General features: G+C 32.5%; 16 protein-coding genes. 8 read left to right on the top strand and 8 right to left on the bottom strand.

Annotation, left to right across the window (positions count from 1 at the left end):
- Positions 1-82 precede the first annotated feature (82 nt).
- The 4 genes from EG240_RS03525 to EG240_RS03510 all read right to left on the bottom strand — a co-directional run bounded on the left by EG240_RS03525 (position 83) and on the right by EG240_RS03510 (position 3,318).
- Entirely contained in the window at positions 83-211 is a 129-nt protein-coding gene (locus EG240_RS03525; protein ID WP_125017490.1) for a FeoB-associated Cys-rich membrane protein, read from the bottom strand.
- Between the two features lie 3 nt (positions 212-214).
- The gene (gene feoB, locus EG240_RS03520) at positions 215-2,308 is read right to left on the bottom strand and encodes a ferrous iron transport protein B (protein WP_125017488.1); all 2,094 of its coding nucleotides are present in this window, start codon (positions 2,306-2,308) and stop codon (positions 215-217) included.
- Positions 2,309-2,312: 4 nt separating this feature from the next.
- Positions 2,313-2,534 carry a FeoA family protein gene (locus EG240_RS03515; protein ID WP_125017486.1) on the bottom strand — a complete coding sequence of 74 codons (222 nt, stop codon included), beginning with the start codon at positions 2,532-2,534 and terminating at the stop codon, positions 2,313-2,315.
- A gap of 85 nt (positions 2,535-2,619) precedes the next feature.
- Entirely contained in the window at positions 2,620-3,318 is a 699-nt protein-coding gene (locus EG240_RS03510; RefSeq protein ID WP_125017484.1) for an SCO family protein, read from the bottom strand.
- A gap of 120 nt (positions 3,319-3,438) precedes the next feature.
- Between EG240_RS03510 and EG240_RS03505 the strand changes: the two genes are divergently transcribed.
- Positions 3,439-5,496 carry a M13 family metallopeptidase gene (locus EG240_RS03505; protein ID WP_125017482.1) on the top strand — a complete coding sequence of 686 codons (2,058 nt, stop codon included), beginning with the start codon at positions 3,439-3,441 and terminating at the stop codon, positions 5,494-5,496.
- A 42-nt stretch (positions 5,497-5,538) separates the two neighbouring features.
- Here the strand turns inward: EG240_RS03505 and EG240_RS03500 are convergent, their stop codons facing one another.
- On the bottom strand, positions 5,539-6,522 hold the full coding sequence (locus EG240_RS03500) for a T9SS type A sorting domain-containing protein (RefSeq protein ID WP_125017480.1): 984 nt from the start codon (positions 6,520-6,522) through the stop codon (positions 5,539-5,541).
- A gap of 68 nt (positions 6,523-6,590) precedes the next feature.
- Positions 6,591-7,559 (bottom strand): T9SS type A sorting domain-containing protein, encoded by a 969-nt coding sequence (locus tag EG240_RS03495; protein WP_125017478.1) that lies wholly within the window; start codon positions 7,557-7,559, stop codon positions 6,591-6,593.
- Between the two features lie 159 nt (positions 7,560-7,718).
- On the opposite strand from EG240_RS03495, the gene EG240_RS03490 reads away from it, so the two are divergent.
- The 7 genes from EG240_RS03490 to EG240_RS03460 all read left to right on the top strand — a co-directional run bounded on the left by EG240_RS03490 (position 7,719) and on the right by EG240_RS03460 (position 16,062).
- Positions 7,719-9,770, top strand: coding sequence for a M13 family metallopeptidase (locus tag EG240_RS03490; protein ID WP_125017476.1), 2,052 nt, complete (start codon positions 7,719-7,721; stop codon positions 9,768-9,770).
- 53 nt (positions 9,771-9,823) lie between these two features.
- Positions 9,824-10,285, top strand: coding sequence for an SRPBCC family protein (locus EG240_RS03485; RefSeq protein ID WP_125017474.1), 462 nt, complete (start codon positions 9,824-9,826; stop codon positions 10,283-10,285).
- A complete protein-coding gene (locus tag EG240_RS03480) occupies positions 10,278-11,591 on the top strand; it encodes a cryptochrome/photolyase family protein (RefSeq protein WP_125017471.1) in 1,314 nt (437 codons plus the stop codon). Before EG240_RS03485 ends, EG240_RS03480 begins: the two co-directional genes overlap by 8 nt.
- A 226-nt stretch (positions 11,592-11,817) precedes the next feature.
- Positions 11,818-12,303 carry an acetyl-CoA carboxylase biotin carboxyl carrier protein subunit gene (locus EG240_RS03475; RefSeq protein ID WP_125017469.1) on the top strand — a complete coding sequence of 162 codons (486 nt, stop codon included), beginning with the start codon at positions 11,818-11,820 and terminating at the stop codon, positions 12,301-12,303.
- 4 nt (positions 12,304-12,307) lie between these two features.
- Positions 12,308-13,753 carry an acetyl-CoA carboxylase biotin carboxylase subunit gene (gene accC, locus EG240_RS03470; protein ID WP_125017467.1) on the top strand — a complete coding sequence of 482 codons (1,446 nt, stop codon included), beginning with the start codon at positions 12,308-12,310 and terminating at the stop codon, positions 13,751-13,753.
- Between the two features lie 60 nt (positions 13,754-13,813).
- The gene (locus EG240_RS03465; RefSeq protein ID WP_125017465.1) at positions 13,814-15,361 is read left to right on the top strand and encodes an acyl-CoA carboxylase subunit beta; all 1,548 of its coding nucleotides are present in this window, start codon (positions 13,814-13,816) and stop codon (positions 15,359-15,361) included.
- 158 nt (positions 15,362-15,519) lie between these two features.
- On the top strand, positions 15,520-16,062 hold the full coding sequence (locus tag EG240_RS03460) for an NADAR family protein (RefSeq protein ID WP_125017463.1): 543 nt from the start codon (positions 15,520-15,522) through the stop codon (positions 16,060-16,062).
- Positions 16,063-16,084: 22 nt separating this feature from the next.
- Here the strand turns inward: EG240_RS03460 and EG240_RS03455 are convergent, their stop codons facing one another.
- Positions 16,085-16,510, bottom strand: a complete 426-nt coding sequence (locus EG240_RS03455) for a hypothetical protein (RefSeq protein ID WP_235830326.1) — start codon at positions 16,508-16,510, stop codon at positions 16,085-16,087.
- Positions 16,511-16,570: 60 nt separating this feature from the next.
- Positions 16,571-21,565 (bottom strand): DUF4132 domain-containing protein, encoded by a 4,995-nt coding sequence (locus tag EG240_RS03450; protein WP_125017459.1) that lies wholly within the window; start codon positions 21,563-21,565, stop codon positions 16,571-16,573.
- Between the last annotated feature and the right edge of the window lie 40 nt (positions 21,566-21,605).

Genomic DNA, 21,605 nt, shown 5'->3' with positions numbered 1-21,605 from the left:
AACATAAATTTATTAAAAAAAAACAATATGTTTTACTAAACAAAAAAAGCCTCCAATTTTACTTGAAGGCTAAATTTAAATTTTATCCACATTTACAATTATTATCAGAACCGCAACCTTTTTTGGATTTTTTCTTAAAGAAGAATTTCTTAACCAAAAAAGCTACAGCCAAAACCACAATTACATAAGTTATAATATCTTGAATGTTCATTTTTTATAAAATTTGATACGCTAACATCGCAGAAAAATAAGCTAATGCAGTCATAAATACAACCTGAACAAAAGTCCATTTCCAAGAATTGGTTTCTTTTCTTGTAATAGCAATCGTAGAAATACATTGCATCGCAAAAGCATAAAACAACAACAACGAAACCCCAGTTCCTAAGGTAAACATTGGTGAACCATCTTCACGTACTTGCGCACGCATTTTTCCAATAATCTTTTCTTCGTCTTCTCCGCTACTTCCAATATTATATAAAGTTGCTAAGTTTCCAACGAAAACTTCACGAGCAGCAAACGAAGTTAAAACCGCAATACTAATCTTCCAATCGTAACCAAGTGGTGCAAAAACAGGTTGAATCGTATGTCCGATTTTCCCAATATACGAAGTTTCTAGTTGATAACCAGCAATTTCATCGGCTAATTCTTCTTCGGTTAAATTATCGTTTATGTGCTTTTCAGTAATTATCGTTTCGGCTTGACCGAAAGTATCACTCGGACCGTGTGTTCCTAAAAACCAAAGCACAATTGATAGTGCTAAAATAATTTTTCCGGCTCCAACAACAAACTCTTTTGTTTTTTCCCAAACGGTATAAAATACATTTTGAAACAAAGGCAATTTATACGAAGGCATTTCGATTATGAAGAACGATTTCTCGTTTGCATTGATAAAACGTTTCATTACAAAAGCTGAGATTAAAGCAACGAAAAATCCTAAGAAATACATTCCGGCCATTGTTAATGCTTGTAAACTAAAGATTCCAAAAACAGTTTCATCAGGAATTACTAAAGCAATAATAATTACGTAAACGGGTATTCGGGCAGCACAAGTCGAGAATGGAGTTACCAACATCGTGATTAATCGTTCTTTTGAATTTTCGATATTTCGAGCCGACATAATCGCAGGAATTGAACAAGCCGTACCAGAAATTAACGGAACAACAGATTTTCCACTCAAACCAAACGGTCGCATAATTTTATCCATTAAGAAGACCACACGACTCATATATCCACTTTCTTCCAGCAATGCAATGAAAAGAAATAAAATAGCAATTTGAGGAATGAAAATCACAACTCCACCTATTCCAGGAATGATTCCATCAGAAATTAATTCGGCTAATTTTCCTTCAGGCAACACTGATTTTGCCCATTCAGACAACGAACCAAAACTACCATCAATAAAATCCATCGGAATTGCTGACCATTCAAAAATGGCTTGAAAAACCAATAACATAATCGCAAAGAAAATTACATATCCAAAAACTTTATGCGTGAAAATTCGATCTAATTTAGCGCGTAAATCTGTTGCTTTTGAGGCATCAATTACATAGGTTTTCTTTAAAATTTCTCCAATTAATTGATAGCGTTTAATCGTTTCTCTTTGCTGAATACGTTTAATTTCTGATTCCGTTTTTGGGGTATAATTCGAACCTAAAACGGTAGATATTCCTTCAAAAGGAATTTGTTGAGAATGATGTAACCAAACTTTATATGGATTTTGATTTGGATACAATTTTTCCATTAATTCAAAATGCGGCTCATCAACTTTCTTTAAATCTAAAAAGGATTGTGTTGAAAAAGTTTGGTAGTTTAAAATCAACTGTTTCAATTCATTAATTCCTTGATTTTTTCGAACAGAAATTAAAGCTATTTTAGTATCTAATTGTTTTTCTAATTCAGAAATATCAATTGTAATTCCTTTTAGCTCCATTCGGTCAGCCATATTTATAGCCAAAACTACAGGAAAACCTAAGTCTTTAATTTGTGAAAAAAGTAACAAATTACGTTTTAAATTTTCAACCTCAGCAACTACAACTACCACATCTGGGAAATCATTGTTTTTAGAATCAAAAAGCGCTTTCAAAGCAACTTCTTCATCTTTAGAAGATGGATTTATCGAATATGTTCCAGGTAAATCAACAATTTGTGCCGTTGTTTCATTTCCAATTTTACAAAAACCTACTTTTCGTTCTACTGTAATTCCAGGGTAATTTCCAACACGTTGGTTCAATCCGGTTAATGCATTAAAGACCGATGTCTTTCCAACATTTGGATTTCCGACTAATGCAACTTTTATCGTATTTTTCATTATGTTAAATAATTTCTATGGTAATTTCCTTTGCTAATTCTTTTCGAATACTAATATGTGAATCGTTTACTTTGACATAAATTGGGTCGTTAAACGGTGCAATATGTAATAATTCCACAAAATTACCTTCAATAAAACCAAGTTCAATTAATTTCAATGGAACAACATCCATATTCACTTGCGTAATTATTGCCTTTTCATTGATTTTCAAAGAATCAAGCTTCATAATCCCTTTATTTAGATTTAATTTAATTTGTAAAAATAAGCATTTAAAAAGGAAAATCTTCGGGACTTTCCTCTTTTGAAAAAGATTATTGATTTTCTCTTAACCAATTAATATCTTCAATTAATTGAGTTAAATTTTTGGTATCGTCATCCGTTGGTTTGTCATAATTTAAACCATCATAAAAACCTCTGATTCGACCATTTTTATCAACTAAAACAAAATTTTCTGTATGAACCATATCGTACATTTCATCTGCTGAGCCAGTTTTTACAGCTAAAAAAGATTGACGTGCCAAATAATAAATATCTTTTTTATCTCCGGTAACCATATTCCATTTTCCGTCTATTGCTCCTTTTTCATTAGCATAATTTCGTAAAACTTCTGGAGTATCGATCTCTGGAGTAACCGAAAAAGATAAAATTTTCACATCTGGCATATCTTTAATTTTTTCTTGAATTTTTACCATATTATCAGTCATAATCGGACAAATGGTTTTGCAAGTCGTAAAAAAGAAATCAGCTACATAAATGGTGTTTTCATAATCCTTTTCAGTTACCTTTTCGTTATTCTGATTGGTAAATTCAAACGCAGCAATTTTATGCTCTAATTTATTATTCTTATGTTGAACTAAAGTATCTACCATTTCCGGATTTACCATTGCAGGCGTGTAAATTGGTAATTTCTTTGCTGGTTTCAACGCATTGTAAAACAAACTCATAATAACCACGCATAAAAGAAAAAATCCAATAATAAAAAAACGATAGCGTTTAAAATAACTAAGCATAATAAAAATTTGCACAAAAATACTGAACCGTTTTTTAAAAAAGGTTAAAAATTCTTTAAAGAACACATTTATTAAAGTAAGTTGTTATTTTTGTAAGAATGCATTTAAAATATTCATCCAATGAAAATAAATAAACGATTAACCTTATTAGCTGCAGCTGCGATTTTTTCAACAGCAAATTTGAGCGCACAAGTTAATAAAAATGAAAACCACGGAATTAACTTGGAATTTATGGACAAAAACGTAAAACCAGGTGATGACTTTTTTAGATATGTAAACGGAACTTGGTTTGATAATACTGAAATTCCAGAAGATAGAACTCGTTGGGGAAGTTTTGATGAACTACGCCAAAACACAGATATCGATGCACTTGCTATTTTAAAGAAAGCGGCAAACAATCCAAATTTAGACCCAAATTCAGATCAAGCTAAAGCGGTTTATGTTTTTGAAACCTATTTAGATTTAGATATGAGAAATCAATTAGGAATTACACCAATTGAACCGTATTTAAAAGACATCAACAAAATTAAAAACAACAAAGAAGTTGTTAATTTGATTTACAAAATGGTTCCAGATGGAGGAATCGGCTTCTTTGGAATGTATGTTGGAGCTGATGCGATGGATTCTAACAAAAACGTAATTTACGTTTCTCCAGGAAGTATTGGTTTACCAGATCGTGATTATTATGTTTCTACAGATGCTGACTCACAAGATAAAAAGAAAAAATACGAAGAACATGTAGCTCGTATGTTGCAATTTACAGGAGAAAGCGAAGCACAAGCTAAGAAAGATGCGTCGAAAGTAGTTGCTTTAGAAACTAAAATGGCAGAATCTCGTTTAGATCGTGTGGCACGTCGCGACAGAAGAAATACTTACAATCCAATGACTATTAAGGAACTTGAGAAATTAGTTCCTGCGGTTAATTGGAAAGAATATTTTAAAGCTGCTGGCTTAAAAGATGTTGACCAAGTGATTGTTTCTATGCCTAAATATATGGAAACTTTACAAAACATCTTATCTAAATCATCGGTTGAAGATTTGAAAGCGTATATGCGTTGGACATTAATCAACAAATCGACTGGAGTTTTAACAGAAGAAATCGACCAAGCAAACTGGGATTTCTATAGCAAAACTTTAACAGGTGCAGTTGCACAACGTCCGATTGAAGAACGCGCGTTACAAGTTGTAAATGGAACCGTTGGGGAAGCTTTAGGACAATTATATGTTGAGGAGAAATTCCCTGCGGAAGCAAAAGAAAAGGCAAAAGAAATGATCGAATACGTTTTCTTAGCTTTTGAAAATAGAATCAACAATTTACCTTGGATGACTCCAGCAACTAAAAAAGGTGCAATTGAAAAACTTCGCAAATCTACTGTGAAAATTGGTTATCCAGATAAGTGGAAAGATTATTCAGAAATGGAAATCAAATCTGCTAAAGACGGAGGAACTTATTTTGACAATATGAAAGCTGTTTCTCGTTGGGGATTTGCACAAAACATTGCAGATTATGGAAAACCAGTTGACAAAACCAAATGGGGAATGTCTCCACAAACGGTAAACGCTTATTTCAATCCTACAAATAATGAAATTGTTTTCCCAGCAGCGATTCTTCAAGCACCATTTTATGATTACAAAGCTGATGAAGCTGTAAACTTTGGTGGAATTGGAGCTGTAATCGGGCACGAAATTTCTCACGGATTTGACGATTCCGGTTCACGTTACAATGCTGACGGTAATTTAGTAAACTGGTGGACTGAAGATGACTTAAAACAATTTACAGGATTAGGTGGAGCGCTGGCAGATCAATATTCAGCTTTAGAGCCATTACCTAATACTTTTGTTGATGGTAAATTTACTTTAGGAGAAAACATCGGTGATTTAGGTGGTGTTAATGCTGCTTACGATGGTTTACAATTGTATTACAAAGACAACGGAAGACCAGAAAATATTGACGGATTTACTCCAGAACAACGTTTCTTTATTTCTTGGGGAACTATTTGGAGATCAAAAATGCGTGATGAAGCAATCAAAAATCAAGTAAAAACAGATCCGCATGCTCCAGGAATTTATCGTGCTTATGTACCGTTACAAAACGTTGAATCTTGGTATAAAGCTTTTGATGTTCAACCTGATAATAAATTGTATATTAATCCAGATGACCGTGTGAAAATTTGGTAAAAATCAAAAATGCTCAGACGGATGTTTGAGCATTTTTTTTTATTATTTCTTGATAAACTTTTTATTGGTTCCACCAATTCTTAAAATGTAAGTTCCAATTTGTAGCTTTTCAACAGCGATTTGAGATTCACTTGTATTTTCAAATTTCCCTTTCAAAACTTCACGTCCTAATAAATCATAAATAGAATAATTCTTTTCTAAATTTTCAGAGAAAGTAAGATTTAAAACATCTGAAGTTGGATTTGGATACATCGCAAATTCAACTTTTTCTTTATTATGATTTGATAAAGTAATTACCTCAAAACGATAAACAGTATTTGCTGGAATCATACTAGTAAAAGAAACTGGAATATCATCTTCTGTATAACTTTCTGAATAAATTGGAGAAGTAACCGAAGCATCAGCTACTCCGCTTTTAAATTCAAATAATTCACCATTTTCAATGAATGAAAAAAAAGCTGAATAAAGTCGACTATCAGGATTCAGTGTAGATAGATTAGTAATATTATTTGAACCAAAACGATATTCAAAAGAATTATCTACTTCATAAAACCAAATTTGATAATTTACAAAATGAGTTGATGTTGAAGTTTCTGGAGAACTTAAATCGAAGTCACTCTCCAGCCCTGCATTTTTAACTTCTAATTTCAAGATTCGATTTCCAACTACACCGTCAACCTTATATGAAATTGGTGACAATGAAGTTCCTATTCCTGTCAGATTTCGATCAGAGACTAAAGCTGGGAAAGGAATTAATACAGTATAGTTAGATCCATCTGAATTAGTCAAAGTGAAATTATTATCTTCAAAGTAAATTTCAGATAATTGATTACCAAAAATCTGAATTGGAAAAGCGTTTGGTATTGGCCCATATAAATCATACAACCAAGATTGGCCATTATTTAGGGAGGTTGCATTTGTTAAATCTGCATAATTTTCTGAACTCTGTGTAAAACTGTAAAAATTCTGAGGAAAAACATTCGCATAAGTTGATAAGAAAATCAACAATAATGTAATTTTTTTCATAATTAAATATTTTTAAATTCAAGATAAAAAACGCTCAAATGTTAAAATATGAGCGTTTTAGTATCAAATTATTTTTTTATAAATTTCTTATTTGTTCCTCCAATTCTTAAAATATAAGTTCCAATTTGTAGATTTTCAACAGAGATTTGAGCTTCACTTGTATTTTCAAATTTCCCATTCAAAACTTCTCGACCTAGCAAATCATAAACAGAATAATTTTTATCTAAATTTTCAGAAAAAGTAAGATTTAAAACATCTGAAGTTGGATTTGGATACATCGCAAAATTTACTTTTTCTTTGTCATGATTTGATAAAGTAATTACCTCAAAACGGTAAACGGTATTTGGTGTTGCTATTCCATTCATCGAAATTAAATCTTCATCATCATCTTCAAATTCAGTATAAACAGGACTTGCTAAAGTTCCACTAATTGCACCTCGGTTATAAATTATACCATCTGTAAAAGCAAGCATGGATAAATACGGATGAAATACCCCTTCAGTATTTAAAGTTGTTAAAGAAGTTATATTATGCGAACCATAATGGTATTCAATCGCATTGTCAGATTCATAAAGCCAAATTTGATAGTTTAAGAAATGAGTTGATGTACCTGATGGTTGCTCAGAAGACAAACCTGCATTTTTTACTTCAAATTTTAATATTCTATTTCCAGCAGTTCCAACTACTTGATATGAAACTGGTGAAAAAGAAGCATCGTCACTATCATCGAAATTTCGATCACGTATAGAAGTTTCGAAAAGACCAAATTCAACAATTGGTAAACTTGTTTCATCAGTTAAATAAAAAACACCTCCATCAAAATAAAAATGAGTCATTTCTTGATCAAAAACTGGAAAATCAAAAGAGATAGGTTCAGAACCATAATACCCTGTAGACCAATTTTCGGAAAAGTTCATGTTAATTGGTTGATCCAAATCTGCGTAAGTGCTTGTTGATTGCGAAAAACTATAAAAATTCTGCGCATTTGAAGTTATAGCAAATGCTAAAGCTCCAATTAAAATTGTAATTCTTTTCATAATATAAATAAGTTAGTATTATCCAAATATAAATAAAAAAAAATTAAATAAAAATAATAATAATCAAAAAATTATGAAATAAAATGACAAAATCATAAAATTAAAGAGTTTTAGAATTAACTTTTTTATATTACCTTAGTCATCTAAATACTATTTTTTATGAAAAAACTAATGATGTCTGCTTTACTTGCAAGTGTTTTAATTATGGCATCTTGTAACAAAAAAGAAGCAGAAGACAATATGATTCATGGAATCAATCTAGAATATATGGACAAAACCGCTAAACCTGGTGATGATTTTTATCGTTATGTAAATGGTGCTTGGTTTGACAAAACTGAAATTCCTGCTGATAAATCAACTTGGGGAAGTTTCAATGAACTTGCTTACAATACAGATTTAGATGTTCTTTCAATCTTAAAAGAAGCTGCTGAAAGTAATAATTATGCAGATAATACAGATGAAGGAAAAGCCATTAATGTTTATAAATCATATATCGATACCGAAAAAAGAAATCAATTAGGTACAACTCCAATTAAAGGAGATTTACAAAAGATTGATGCGCTTACAAATCTTGATGATTTAAACAAGCTGATAAACGCAAGTATTTTAGATGGTGGAATAGGTTTTTTTGGGAATTACGTTTATGCTGATGCAGAAGATTCAAACAAAAATACTGTGTATCTTTCTCCAGGAAGTATTGGTATGCCAGACCGAGATTACTACGTTTCTGATGATAAAGATTCTAAAGAGAAGCTAGCTCTTTATGAACAACATATCGCTCGTATGTTACAATACATAAACTACTCAGAAGCTGATGCCAAAGTTGCAGCTAAAAAAATTGTGGCTTTAGAAACGCAAATGGCGCAACCAAGATTTACTCGTGTTGAAGAACGTGATGATCGTTTGGCTTACAATCCAACAACAGTTGCTGATCTTCAAAAAATGACTCCTGCTATCAATTGGGAAACTTATTTCAAAACCGCTGGATTCCAAAACTTAGATCAAGTAATTGTTCAACAACCTAGATATATGAAAGCTTTAGATGGAATTTTGAAAAATACATCTATGGACGATTTAAAATTATATCTAAAATGGACACTTTTAAATAATTCGGCTAGTTATCTAACTACAGATATCGATAAAGCAAATTGGGAATTTTACGGAAAAACGCTTTCTGGAGCAACAGAGCAACGTCCTATTGAAGAACGTGCGCTTGATGTTGTAAACGGAACAGTTGGTGAAGCTCTTGGTAAACTTTATGTAGAAAAACGTTTCCCTGCTGAAGCTAAGAAAAAGGCACAAGATATGATTGCGAATGTTGTTCAAGCCTACAGAAATCGTATTCAAAAATTACCTTGGATGGCACCTGCAACTAAAAAAGGAGCTTTAGAAAAATTAGATAAACTAACTATTAAAATTGGTTATCCAGACAAATGGGAAGATTTTTCTAAGCTTACAATAGAAAATCCAGAAAAAGGAAATTACTATCAAAATATGCTAAATTATTCACGTTGGGAAACTGCTAAAAACATCGCTGAATATGGCAAACCGGTTGACAAAACGAAATGGGGAATGCCTCCGCAAGAAGTAAATGCGTATTTCAATCCAATGTACAATGAAATCGTTTTCCCTGCAGCGATTCTTCAACCACCGTTTTATGATTATAAAGCTGACGAAGCTGTGAATTATGGCGGAATCGGAGCTGTTATCGGTCACGAAATTTCACACGGATTTGATGATTCTGGTTCTCGTTATAATGCTGAAGGTAATTTAGTTGATTGGTGGACGCCACAAGATTTGAATCAGTTTACTGCCTTGGGAAAATCTTTATCTAAGCAATACAGCGCATTACAACCTTTTGAAGGAATTTATGTAGATGGCGATTTTACTTTAGGAGAAAATATTGGTGATTTGGGTGGTGTAACTGCTGCTTATGAAGGTTTGAAATTGTTTTATGAAAAGAATGGTAAACCAGAACCGATTGATGGATTTACTCCAGAACAACGTTTCTTTATTTCTTGGGCAACCATTTGGAGAACAAAATCTAGAGATGAATATGTAAAAACTCAAGTAAAAACAGATCCGCACGCACCAGGAATATATCGATCGTATGTACCATTACAAAATTTCGATCCTTGGTATGAAGCGTTTGACGTAAAACCAGGAGATAAATTATATATCGAGCCAGATCAACGTGTAAGAATTTGGTAAAACTTTAAAAGCTCTTTTTTCGGAAAGAGTTTTTTTATGCTTAATTTTATCAAATGATTTACACCTTCGAAAACGAGCAATTCATAAAAAGCGATATTGATTCCGTTTGGAATTATTTTAGCAATCCAAAACACATCAATTCATTGACTCCAACAGAAATGCATTTTCGTACTTTAACAACAAATCTCCCAGAACAAATTCATACCGATTTAATCATCTCTTATTGGGTTTCACCCCTTTTTCGTATTCCTTTAAAATGGAAAACAAAAATCATTTCAGTAGAAAAAAACAAAAGTTTTATCGATATACAAATCAAAGGACCATATAAAAAATGGCATCATTTACACACTTTTGAAAAGGTGGAAAATGGAGTGCTTATGAAAGACATCATTACTTATGAATTACCTTTCGGAAGATTAGGAGATTTTGTTCATCGTATTGTAGTTAAGAAAAAAGTAGACCAATTGTTTGAATTTAGAACAAAACAAATCCAAAAACATTTCGAAAATGAATAAAGAAAAAATAGCTATTTTTTGGTTTCGTCGTGATTTACGAATCGAAGACAATCACGGTTTTTTTCAGGCATTAACATCTGGATATAAAGTTTTACCTATTTTTATTTTCGATCCGAAGATTTTAAATCGATTTGAAAATAAATACGATCGCCGTGTCGATTACATTCATCAAGCGTTGCAAAATATAGATAAAAAACTAGCTCAATTTAATTCTGGAATTGAACATTTCTATAAAACACCTATTAAAGCTTTTGAAGAATTAGTTTCTAAATATAATATAGAAAAAGTTTTTTGCAATCACGATTACGAACCAAAAGCAATACATCGAGATTTTGAAGTTGAAAATTTTCTAAAAACACAATCTATCGATTTTCATTCGTATAAAGATCAAGGCCGATTTGAAAAATATGATATTCTAAAAGCAGATAATACGCCTTATACCGTTTTTACGCCATATTCTAAAAAATGGAAATTGCTTTTAAACGATAAAGGTTTACCCTATTACGATTCTGAAAGCTATTTAAATCAATTAGTTCAAAAGTTAGATTTCAGAAAATTTTCTTTAGATGAAATTGGTTTTACTAAAACAGATATGCAATTTTCAGAACCAACTTTAAAAATTGATATTATTGGTGATTATAATGAGCATCGAGATTTTCCTGCTAAAAACCACACCACTCATTTAGGAATAGCGCTTCGTTTTGGAACTATTTCTGTTCGAAAATGTATCGATTTTGCAAGAAGGTCAAACGAAACTTGGTTGAATCAATTGATTTGGCGTGACTTTTTTATGCAAATTTTATTTCATTTTCCTCACGTTGAAAAGAATTCGTTCAAACCAAAATACGATGCCATCCCGTGGGAAAACAATGAGAATTTTTTTGAAAAATGGTGTAAAGGAGAAACAGGCTATGCTTTGGTTGACGCTGGAATGCGTGAATTGAATCAGACTGGATTTATGCACAATCGCGTACGAATGTTAGTTGCAAGTTTTTTAACCAAACATTTATTAATCGACTGGCGTTGGGGCGAAGCTTATTTTGCTCAAAAACTAAACGATTACGATTTGGCTTTGAATAACGGAAATTGGCAATGGGCAGCAGGTTGTGGTTGCGATGCGGCTCCGTATTTCAGAATTTTTAATCCGGATGAGCAAGTGAAAAAATTCGATTCAAAATTCGAATACATAAATTTATGGTTACCTGAATATCAAAACAATATATTTATTCAAAGAATTGTAGATCATAAGGAAGCACGCTTAAAAGCATTGGAAACTTATAAAAAAGCTCTCCAAGAACAAATATGAAATTTTTATTAAAATAAAGTATATTCTAAGTTTTAATTTTACATACAATATTAATTTCTTAAAATTTATTGATTTTATAGTAATAATCTCAAATATTCCCCAAATTCATTTGAAACAAAATTATTATAATCATTTAATTATTAGATTTTTATAAAATAAGATTAGGTAAAATTCAAATAATTTATGAAATTTGAGGAATTTTACATTTTTAATTTAACCTAAAAAAATGAACAACACATTTAAAGTTTCTGTAAACCAAGCAAATAATTTTGAAATTACAGAAAAACAAATTACAGAATTGGATGCTGTTTCTTTAGATGCGGCTAACTACCATCTATTGCACAACAACACTTCATACAAAGCAGAAGTGGTTTCATCGGATTTCATAAACAAGAAATACACGGTGGTTATCAATAATAATGAATACGTAGTTTCTATCGCAAATCAATTAGACCAATTGATTAAAGAAATGGGATTTGAAGTTGGAAAAGCTAAAATAGTTAATGCTATTAAAGCTCCAATGCCAGGTTTAATTTTAGAAATAAACGTTACGGTTGGTCAAGAAGTTCAAGAAGGAGACAACTTGTTAATTCTTGAAGCTATGAAAATGGAGAACAGTTTTGATTCACCACGTTCAGGAGTAATTAAATCTATCGCTGTTGAAAAAGGACAAGCTGTAGATAAAGGCCAATTATTAATTGAATTCGAATAATCAAATGAAAAAAATATTAGTTGCTAACCGTGGTGAAATTGCACTACGCGTAATGAAAACAGCAAAGAAAATGGGAATCAAAACCGTTGCTGTTTATTCGGTTGCAGACCGTCAATCGCCTCACGTAAAATTTGCTGACGAAGCAGTTTGTATTGGTGAAGCGCCTTCAAATCAATCATACCTTTTAGGAGATAAAATTATCGAAGTTTGTAAAGAATTAAATGTCGATGGAATTCACCCTGGATATGGATTCTTATCAGAAAATTCAACTTTTGCTGAATTAGCTGAGAAAAATAATATCACTTTCATCGGACCAAAATCGCACGCAATGCGCGTAATGGGAGATAAATTAGCTGCGAAAGAAACTGTAAAAGGATATGATATTCCTATGGTTCCTGGTTTAGACCACGCAATCATAGATATCGATGAAGCGAAACAAGTAGCTAAAGAAGTTGGTTTCCCAATTTTAATCAAAGCTTCTGCTGGTGGAGGTGGAAAAGGAATGCGTGTTGTTGAAAAAGAAGAAGATTTCGAATCTCAAATGCAACGTGCAATTTCTGAAGCAACTTCAGCTTTCGGAGACGGATCGGTTTTCATTGAAAAATTCGTTGCATCTCCACGTCACATCGAAATTCAAGTTATGGCAGATACACACGGAAACGTAGTGTATTTATTCGAACGTGAATGTTCGGTTCAACGTCGTCACCAAAAAGTGGTTGAAGAAGCTCCTTCTGCTGTTTTAACTCCAGAAATTCGTAAAGCAATGGGTGAAGCTGCTGTAAAAGTTGCTAAATCTTGTGATTACGTTGGAGCTGGTACCGTTGAATTCTTATTAGACGAAAATAAAAATTTCTATTTCTTAGAAATGAATACGCGTTTACAAGTAGAGCACCCTGTTACCGAATTAATTACAGGAATTGACTTAGTTGAAATGCAAATTCGTGTAGCTCGTGGCGAAGTGTTACCAATCACTCAAGACGATTTACAAATCAAAGGTCACGCATTAGAATTACGTGTTTATGCAGAAGATCCATTAAACGATTTCTTACCATCTGTAGGAAATTTAGAAACTTACATTTTACCAACTGGTGAAGGTGTGCGTGTTGATAATGGTTTTGAACAAGGTATGGATGTGCCAATTTATTACGATCCAATGTTGTCTAAATTGATCACTTACGGTAAAGACCGTAACGAAGCGATTCAATTAATGTTAAAAGCAATTCAAGATTATAAAATCGAAGGAGTAAGTACAACTTTACCATTCGGAACTTTTGTATTTGAACACGATGCATTTGTTTCTGGTGATTTCGATACAAATTTTGTTAAGAAGTTCTACAGCGCAGATATCATTAAAGAAGCTCAAACAAAAGAAGCTGAAATAGCAGCTTTAATTGCTTTAAAACAATATTTTGCAGATCAAGAAGTTTTACGCGTACCAACAAAATTATAGTCTAAAGTTTAAAGTTTGAAAATCTAAAGTTCATAAAACTTAAACTAAAAAAGAAAACAAATGGAATCAAATTCAAAATTCGATATTTTAAATAAAAAATTAGCCGAAGCTAAATTAGGCGGAGGTGAAAAACGTATTGCATCGCAACACGGAAAAAAGAAATTAACAGCTCGTGAGCGTATTGAATACTTCTTTGACGAAGGATCTTTCGAAGAAATTGGAGCATTTGTAACGCACCGTACGAAAGATTTCGGCTTAGATAAAGAATATTATTTAGGTGATGGAGTTATTACAGGTTACGGAACAGTAAACGGTCGTTTAGTTTACGCTTTCGCACAAGATTTTACAGTTTTCGGTGGTGCTTTATCTGAAACACACGCAGAGAAAATCTGTAAAGTAATGGATATGGCATTAAAAGTTGGTGCGCCAATGATTGGTTTAAACGATTCTGGTGGAGCTCGTATTCAAGAAGGAGTTCGTTCGTTAGGAGGATATGCAGATATCTTCTTCCGTAATGTTCAAGCTTCAGGAGTTATTCCTCAAATTTCAGCGATTATGGGACCTTGTGCTGGTGGAGCAGTTTATTCTCCTGCGATGACCGATTTCACTATGATGGTTGAAGGATCTTCATATATGTTTGTAACAGGACCAAACGTTGTTAAAACGGTTACGAACGAAACGGTTACAGCTGAAGAATTAGGTGGAGCATCTACGCATTCTACAAAATCTGGAGTTGCACATACAACTTCTACAAATGATGTTGAATGTTTAGAAGACGTAAAACGTTTATTAAGTTACATTCCTCAAAACAACCAAGAAACAGTTGAAGATTTACCATACGAATTAGGAAACGAATTACGCGATCAATTGAATACAATTGTTCCTGATAATGCGAACAAACCTTACGATATGCACGATGTAATCAACAACGTTATCGATGAAGATTCATTCTTTGAAATTCACAAAAATTATGCTGAAAACATCATCGTTGGATTTGCTCGTGTCGCTGGAAAATCAGTTGGTATCGTTGCAAACAACCCAATGTTCTTAGCTGGATGTTTAGATGTGAATTCATCTATTAAATCAGCACGTTTCGTACGTTTCTGTGATGCATTCAACATTCCATTATTAGTATTAGTTGATGTACCAGGTTTCTTACCAGGAACTGACCAAGAATGGAACGGAATTATTGTTCACGGAGCTAAATTATTATACGCTTTATCAGAAGCTACTGTTCCGAAAGTAACAGTAATTACTCGTAAAGCTTATGGTGGAGCTTATGACGTAATGAACTCTAAACACATTGGAGCTGATATGAACTTTGCTTGGCCAGGTGCAGAAATTGCAGTAATGGGAGCTAAAGGAGCATCAGAAATTATCTTTAAACGTGAGATTGCAGAAGCAGCTGACCCAGCGGCTAAATTAGCAGAAAGAGAAGCAGAATATGCTGAGAAATTTGCTAATCCATATAGTGCTGCTCAACGTGGATTTATTGATGAGGTAATCTTCCCACAAGATACACGTAGAAAGTTAATCAAAGCTTTCAAAATGTTAGAAAACAAAGAAGTTGCAACTCCTAACAGAAAACACGGTAATATACCGTTGTAGTCTTTTAGAAGTTTCGATACGCGATTTTAAATATTAGAAAACCGTTTGGCGTAAGTTGAACGGTTTTTTTATTTCAAGAAATTTAGAACAGAGATAACTAGTACTTTTTTTAGTAAATTCAATATTATTTTCTATTTTAAATATTTAAAAACCAACCTATGAAACACGACTTAGAACAAACAAAAAAACATTTTGATGATGCTGAAAATTTAGATTTACTATTCTTTTGGGGTCATACAGAAAATAAAAATCACGTTACTAAAGCTTGTTTGAGCCAATGGTATGAATCTGATTTTGCAATAAACGACATCATCTATTTTACTGCTGAACATTATATGATGGCAGAAAAAGCAAAACTTTTTAATAATATCGAAATTCACGATGAAATCTTAATCACTAAAAAGCAAGGAAAAGTCAAAGAATTAGGAAGACAGATTACGAATTTCAAACAAGAAGTTTGGGACGCGTACAAATATAAAATTGTGGTAGAAGGAAACTTGCATAAATTCAAACAGAATGAAAAACTTAAAACATTTCTCTTAAACACTAAAAATCAAATTTTAGTAGAAGCAAGTCCTGTTGATAACATTTGGGGAATTGGACTTACGGCAGAAAATCAAGATGCAAAAAATCCATATTTATGGCAAGGTGAAAATTTATTAGGATTTGCGCTTATGGAAGTTCGGGATTTATTAAAATAACAGAAGGTAAAAAAGCAACTCTCTACCAATAAGTACCAGTCAAAAAAGTTAATCGGATAAAAGCAATAACCGAATCTGGTTTTAGGTCAATTGATTGTTCAAAAGATTTAATTTCTTCATCATCCACAAAGACAACATATAAGCCATCTTCAAAAGCCAACAACGCATTTGCAATGGCTTCATCAACTTGAGCTAATTCCCTATTTTCAAGATCGCCAAAACCAATTTTACCCGTTTCGGATTGTTCTTGAATATCCTTTGGCGAAAGAAAAGACATCAATTTTATTTCTTCACGTTTTTCGTTGTATCGTTTTACTTCGCTTTTAACACACTGTTCAATTAGCTCTTTCAGCGTTTGAGGTTGCTTTTCGATTTCAAACTCTAATAGATGAATTTTCTTTTTTCCTAATCGTTTTAATTGTAAAGTTAATATCGACATATATTCCATTATTTAAAATAGGATTAAACAGCTTTATCAAACCGTTTAATCCTATTCAAAATTATTATTTTATTTATTGATTTGCGCTAAAATCGTAGGATCTTTGATTTTATCATCTTGAGCCAAGAATCGCATTTTGGTAATAATTTCTGCTGATTTTGGGTCATCATCTACAAAAGGTAAAAACATTCGTCCTCTGTGTTGACTATGAACTGGAATGATTGATATTTGCAAGCCATTTCTACTTACCAAACCACTACCCAAATGAATCGAATATTCACCTAATTTACCTTTGATAAGAATATGACGTTCTTTAACCTCAATGTTATCAAGTTTAAACAAACGAGCCGATTCTCTGGCTAAAACACCTCGCATTTGCATAGAGCTGTGACTTGCTTCAGGGTCAACTCCACCAACATGTGCCACACTTACAACCAAATCCACATCACGCATCACTTCACTAAAAATAACAGGGTCAATTTCAGTCAAGGGAACTATTTTGTTATCATCTAATGAATGAAAACAAACATATTCTAAAGTTGGAGCTTCGACATCCGAAGGCGAATACCAATCTGCCATCGCATAAAGTGTAACCCAAATTCCTTCCTTATGAAATACTTTTTGCAAACCTTCTTCGTAATTCACCGTCCAACCTCGACCACGCAATAATGCAACAGTTTTGTTTGGCTGAATTTGATGTCCTTGATAGCGTTCTGAACGATTGCTATGTTCGATTTCATCTTTTGTAGGAACATATAATTCACGAAAAATCTGTTTGAAGGGTTGAACGATTTCATTATCAAACACATATTTCTGATACAAATCCCATTGAACCGCATTGTACAAATGAACCGAATGCGCAATCACAAAGGCATCATCTTCTTTGATTTTAATTGCCTTTCCATCCAAATTGATAATCTGTCCATCTTTCCAAAAACCAGAATCATTGTTTTTCAGATTAATCAAAACCAATTTACTCAACATCGCCTTTACAATTGGATGCTCCATGATTTTAGACAATTCATGCATCGAAAACGAATCACGACGTAACATGGCATTTTCTAACGATTGTTTGGTACGAGAAAACTGTTTATTCAAATAAGTTTTCCCTTCCTTTAAATCATCTAAACGTTTATCTTTTTTGAATTTTGCAGGAATAGATTTCTGTTCTTTACCATTTTTACTAACAAACAAATCTGCTTTTCCTTCTTCATCGATTTTTAATTCGACAGACGTTTCTTCATCTAATGAAAGCAACGAATTCTCCATGATTTTCTGAGTCGCTTTACCTTCCATTGCCCAACTGAAACGAATACTATCTTCATAACCGGCATTTCTTGCCAAGTTATCTAACCCAATTTCAACAGCATTTTTTTCACTTTCTCTTCTTTGCGCACCGAATTGTTTACTTTCTTTCAGGAAATTTTGCAGCAAATTATAACGTTTCAACAAATCTGCTTCTGGATTTGCTTTGCTAATCGGAACTAATCCCAAAGCCATAACGTAGTCTTTATCACGTTTCTCTGTAACTTTTGCTAAGGTTTCTGTAATTTTGATTTCGCCCAACATCACAGATGAATATATTTTCACGCGACGATACCCCATACCGTCCGAAAGATATTTCGCTGCTTCGTGAACCAATTTCCAATTTGTCTTTCCTAAGTTGGAATATACACGATGAAACCATTCAATATCAATCGCACCCTGTTGAAAATCATTTTTTGGAACATTTGAATATCGAGAAATAATGGTTTCCTTTTCGGCATTCATATAATCTGTTGTATGAGCTAAAAACCACCAAACTGCTTCTTTAAGGCTTTTTATTTTCAGATAATCACCAATCCAATCTGCCCATTGAGTCGCATAACAAGAAGTTTCGACCAATCGTTTTTTGTCGAATTTGCTTTCGCTTAATTCTTTTGCAAATTGATTATATGTATCGACATCTGAAGCTTCACACAATTTTAAAATTCTGCTGAAAGTATATTTTTTAGAAACATCGCTTCCATAAGAATAACCGCGGTCAAAATTATCTTTTCCCATTCGCTGAAGCACTTCAAAGAAATATTGCATCCGTTCGATTTCACTCATGTTTTTTATGTAAATAGAAGCTTCAGTAGGTAATTCACCACGTTCAAGTTCAACTTGAAGCAAATTCTTTTTAAGGGTTTCGTTCAACTTCGGAATTTCAAAGTTTTCTAATCTTTTGGTGTAATAATTCTGTCCGCCATCTAAAAGGTAGAAAAAATCTTTATTCAAAAGAGAAAGGAACAACATATCATCTTTTCCAATTTTTCCTTCGTTGAACAAAGTCAAGGTCAAAGTCGGATATGGTGATTCTAAATCATTCTGTTTTTCAGGATGTAAAACTTTCGCTAAATAAGGAACAACTTCTTGAATCTTTTCTATTTTCTCAGGTTGTGCAATTTCTTGAGCTAAAATATATCGTTGCAAATTCCACAATCTCAACTTCTGCTCTAAATCTAAATAGTTTGTTTCTTGCTCATTAATATAGTAAGTTAAACTAGAAATAATTGATGTCCAATGTGTTTTAGAATAATAGCTTCCATCATTGTATTTGATTGTTTTACATTCTTCAGGAAAATGGAAAACAACATCCTCGAATACATCTAATTTGTATGACAAAAGCATTTTTTTGTCAGCATAAGCTTCTGTTAAATGTTCAATAATTTCAACAATCTTACGAGTTCTACTATTCCAAAAATAATTCCCTCTATCGAAATTAAGACCTTCAAACTTTGGTAAATAATTTTGTTTAAAATCAAAAAGTTTTGGATTTTTTACTCTTTCGTCATAATGTAATCTGCAAAAATGAGCGATAGTGAACATTTCAAAATCATTTAATTTTGACTTGTGATACCAATCTTTCCAAAGTTCTGCTAAGGGTAATTTATCCAAGCGTTCTTCGGTCGTATCATCTTCGGTGACTTTGTTGGTATGCTCTAAACGATTATTTAAAATGGTTGTTTCAATTTCACCTTGATAACCTTCGTATTGATATTCGTAATTTTTATTTTGTTCGAAAATATCAATCAATTTATTTACCTCTTTAACCGTTTTCTCAACTTTAATTAAATCTTTAAACAAAAATCCTGAAGTAGGAATCAAACCGAATAATTTCTTTGGTCTTTTGAATCTTTCGGTTGGTAAAACCAAAGGTGTCAAATGTTCATAATTTATGGCACCGAAACCATTTAGGTAATTATATTCGGTAGTAACTTTGGATAGTTTATCAATAAAAACTTGTTCATTTTTTGATAATTTTCTCAGTTTATAAGTTTCAATTTGATCCGAAACGAAAGACTCCAAACGTTCTGATTCATCCAAAATTGTTAGCATTTCTAAACCTGCTAAACGTTGATCAACATTTGCTGAATTTACTAATTTTTGGGTGCTTTTCTGAACTTGCTCATCAGATTGAGTTACTAAAATTTCAATACTTGCCTTTCGCAAATCTTTACCTTTTCGACTCAATAAATTCTCTAAAATTTCAAAATCTTCATCAAACAATTCCATTTTTTTGAACAAAGCAATTCCGGTTGCAGCAACCGAAGCATTTCTGTCTGAAATAGCTTGACGAGCCATATTTCGTTTCCACGAATTTTCTTCTAAAACAATATCAGCAGTTTTGTCTTTATTTGAATTTCCATAATACCAGCTATAGGTATAATGATTTGGGAAAATCTTACGCATAAATTTTTCGCGTACATCCGAAGAAATTTTGCTCAAATCATGAGAAAGTTCTATTAATTGATTTTCTTTGGCATTATCCAGAATTTTTTCATAGAAAAAGCTAGGCCTAATGGTATATTTCACCCAAGAAAAACCGCGCTCTTCGAAAGTTTTTCCGTCATTTGGTAGTGAATCAGCACAAGCTTTCATTTTCTCAAATAAAGAATCAGAAAGTTCGAAATTTGGAAAATTATTCAACATCCAATAATCGATTTCGATATCTTCGCCTAAATGTTTTTCGGCATAATCAACGATTTCAGTTCTAGTTCGCTTGGTTTCGTTAACAAAAAACATACAAACCAATCTTTTAATTTTGTCTGTTTTTTCATCAAAAAATAAATCAAAAGCCAGAACATTTGCCTCTTCAACATTATAAATTCCTTTGGACCAAAGCGCCACGTAAACCTCTAAATTGTCTTTGCTTTTTAAAGCGTCTGCAACTAGCGATTGGTCATTCAAATACAAATCTGCTAATTCTAAAATACGTTTAACAGTAGCCGCTTTTGGAGCTTCCCAACCAAAACCAAACCATGTGTCAACAGCACGAACAACGCTACTGAAACGTGATAAATTATTTTCAAGAATAACTTTGATGAATCGCTTTAATGCAACAATGGAAGTAAAATCTAGGGTTTCTAAAATAGTTTGTCTCAAACCTTCTTGTAACTGAGCCGCTATAAGCAATTTTTCGACCAAAAGATGATTTTCTGGATTCTCCGAAATCATTAAACCTTTGATAATTTCTCTTGAAACACCACCTATTTCATCTTCACCTAAAATAATTTCTTCTAATAATGGAAAATATTCGCTTTGATACTTCTCTAAAACTGCAGCTAAAAAAATGCCGAATTCTTGATAGGGAAAATAACTCGAATATTGAATCTGTTCTTTAATTGACAACTTTGCAATTCCTGAATCTCCAGTATTATACAAACTTGATAATATCTGAAGTTTTAGTGAAGTATGCGCATCGGAAACTGGAAAACGAAAAGGACGCCTGTAATACCCAGATTGAAAAGGAAGCTGATTCATCAAGTTCCAGATATCAGAAATATACGGAGCTCTAATCTCACCGAAAAGCAATAATGCTAATTTCTTTCCTTCTTCAGAATCCCACGGATTGAAGTTGTGATCTTTACCAAAATGTTCAACGAATGATTCAACCGAAGTTTGCTTCTCGGATTTTCGTTTATTTAGAAGAATCAATCCTAGATTTTGATAAGGTGCTGAAAAGCTTTCTAAATTGGTTTTACTTACATTAATTTTTGGTTGTTTTGATAAAAAGGAATCAACTTGTTCTCTTGGAATCATCTTAATAAGTTTTTAGTTGGTTAAACTTGAAAATATTGTT

The sequence above is a fragment of the Paenimyroides tangerinum genome, from assembly GCF_003865405.1.
In the GTDB taxonomy this organism is placed as follows: Bacteria; Bacteroidota; Bacteroidia; order Flavobacteriales; family Flavobacteriaceae; genus Flavobacterium; species Flavobacterium tangerinum.
The sequence above is the reverse complement of the archived record's forward strand: the minus strand, read 5'-3'. Positions and strand labels throughout refer to the sequence as shown.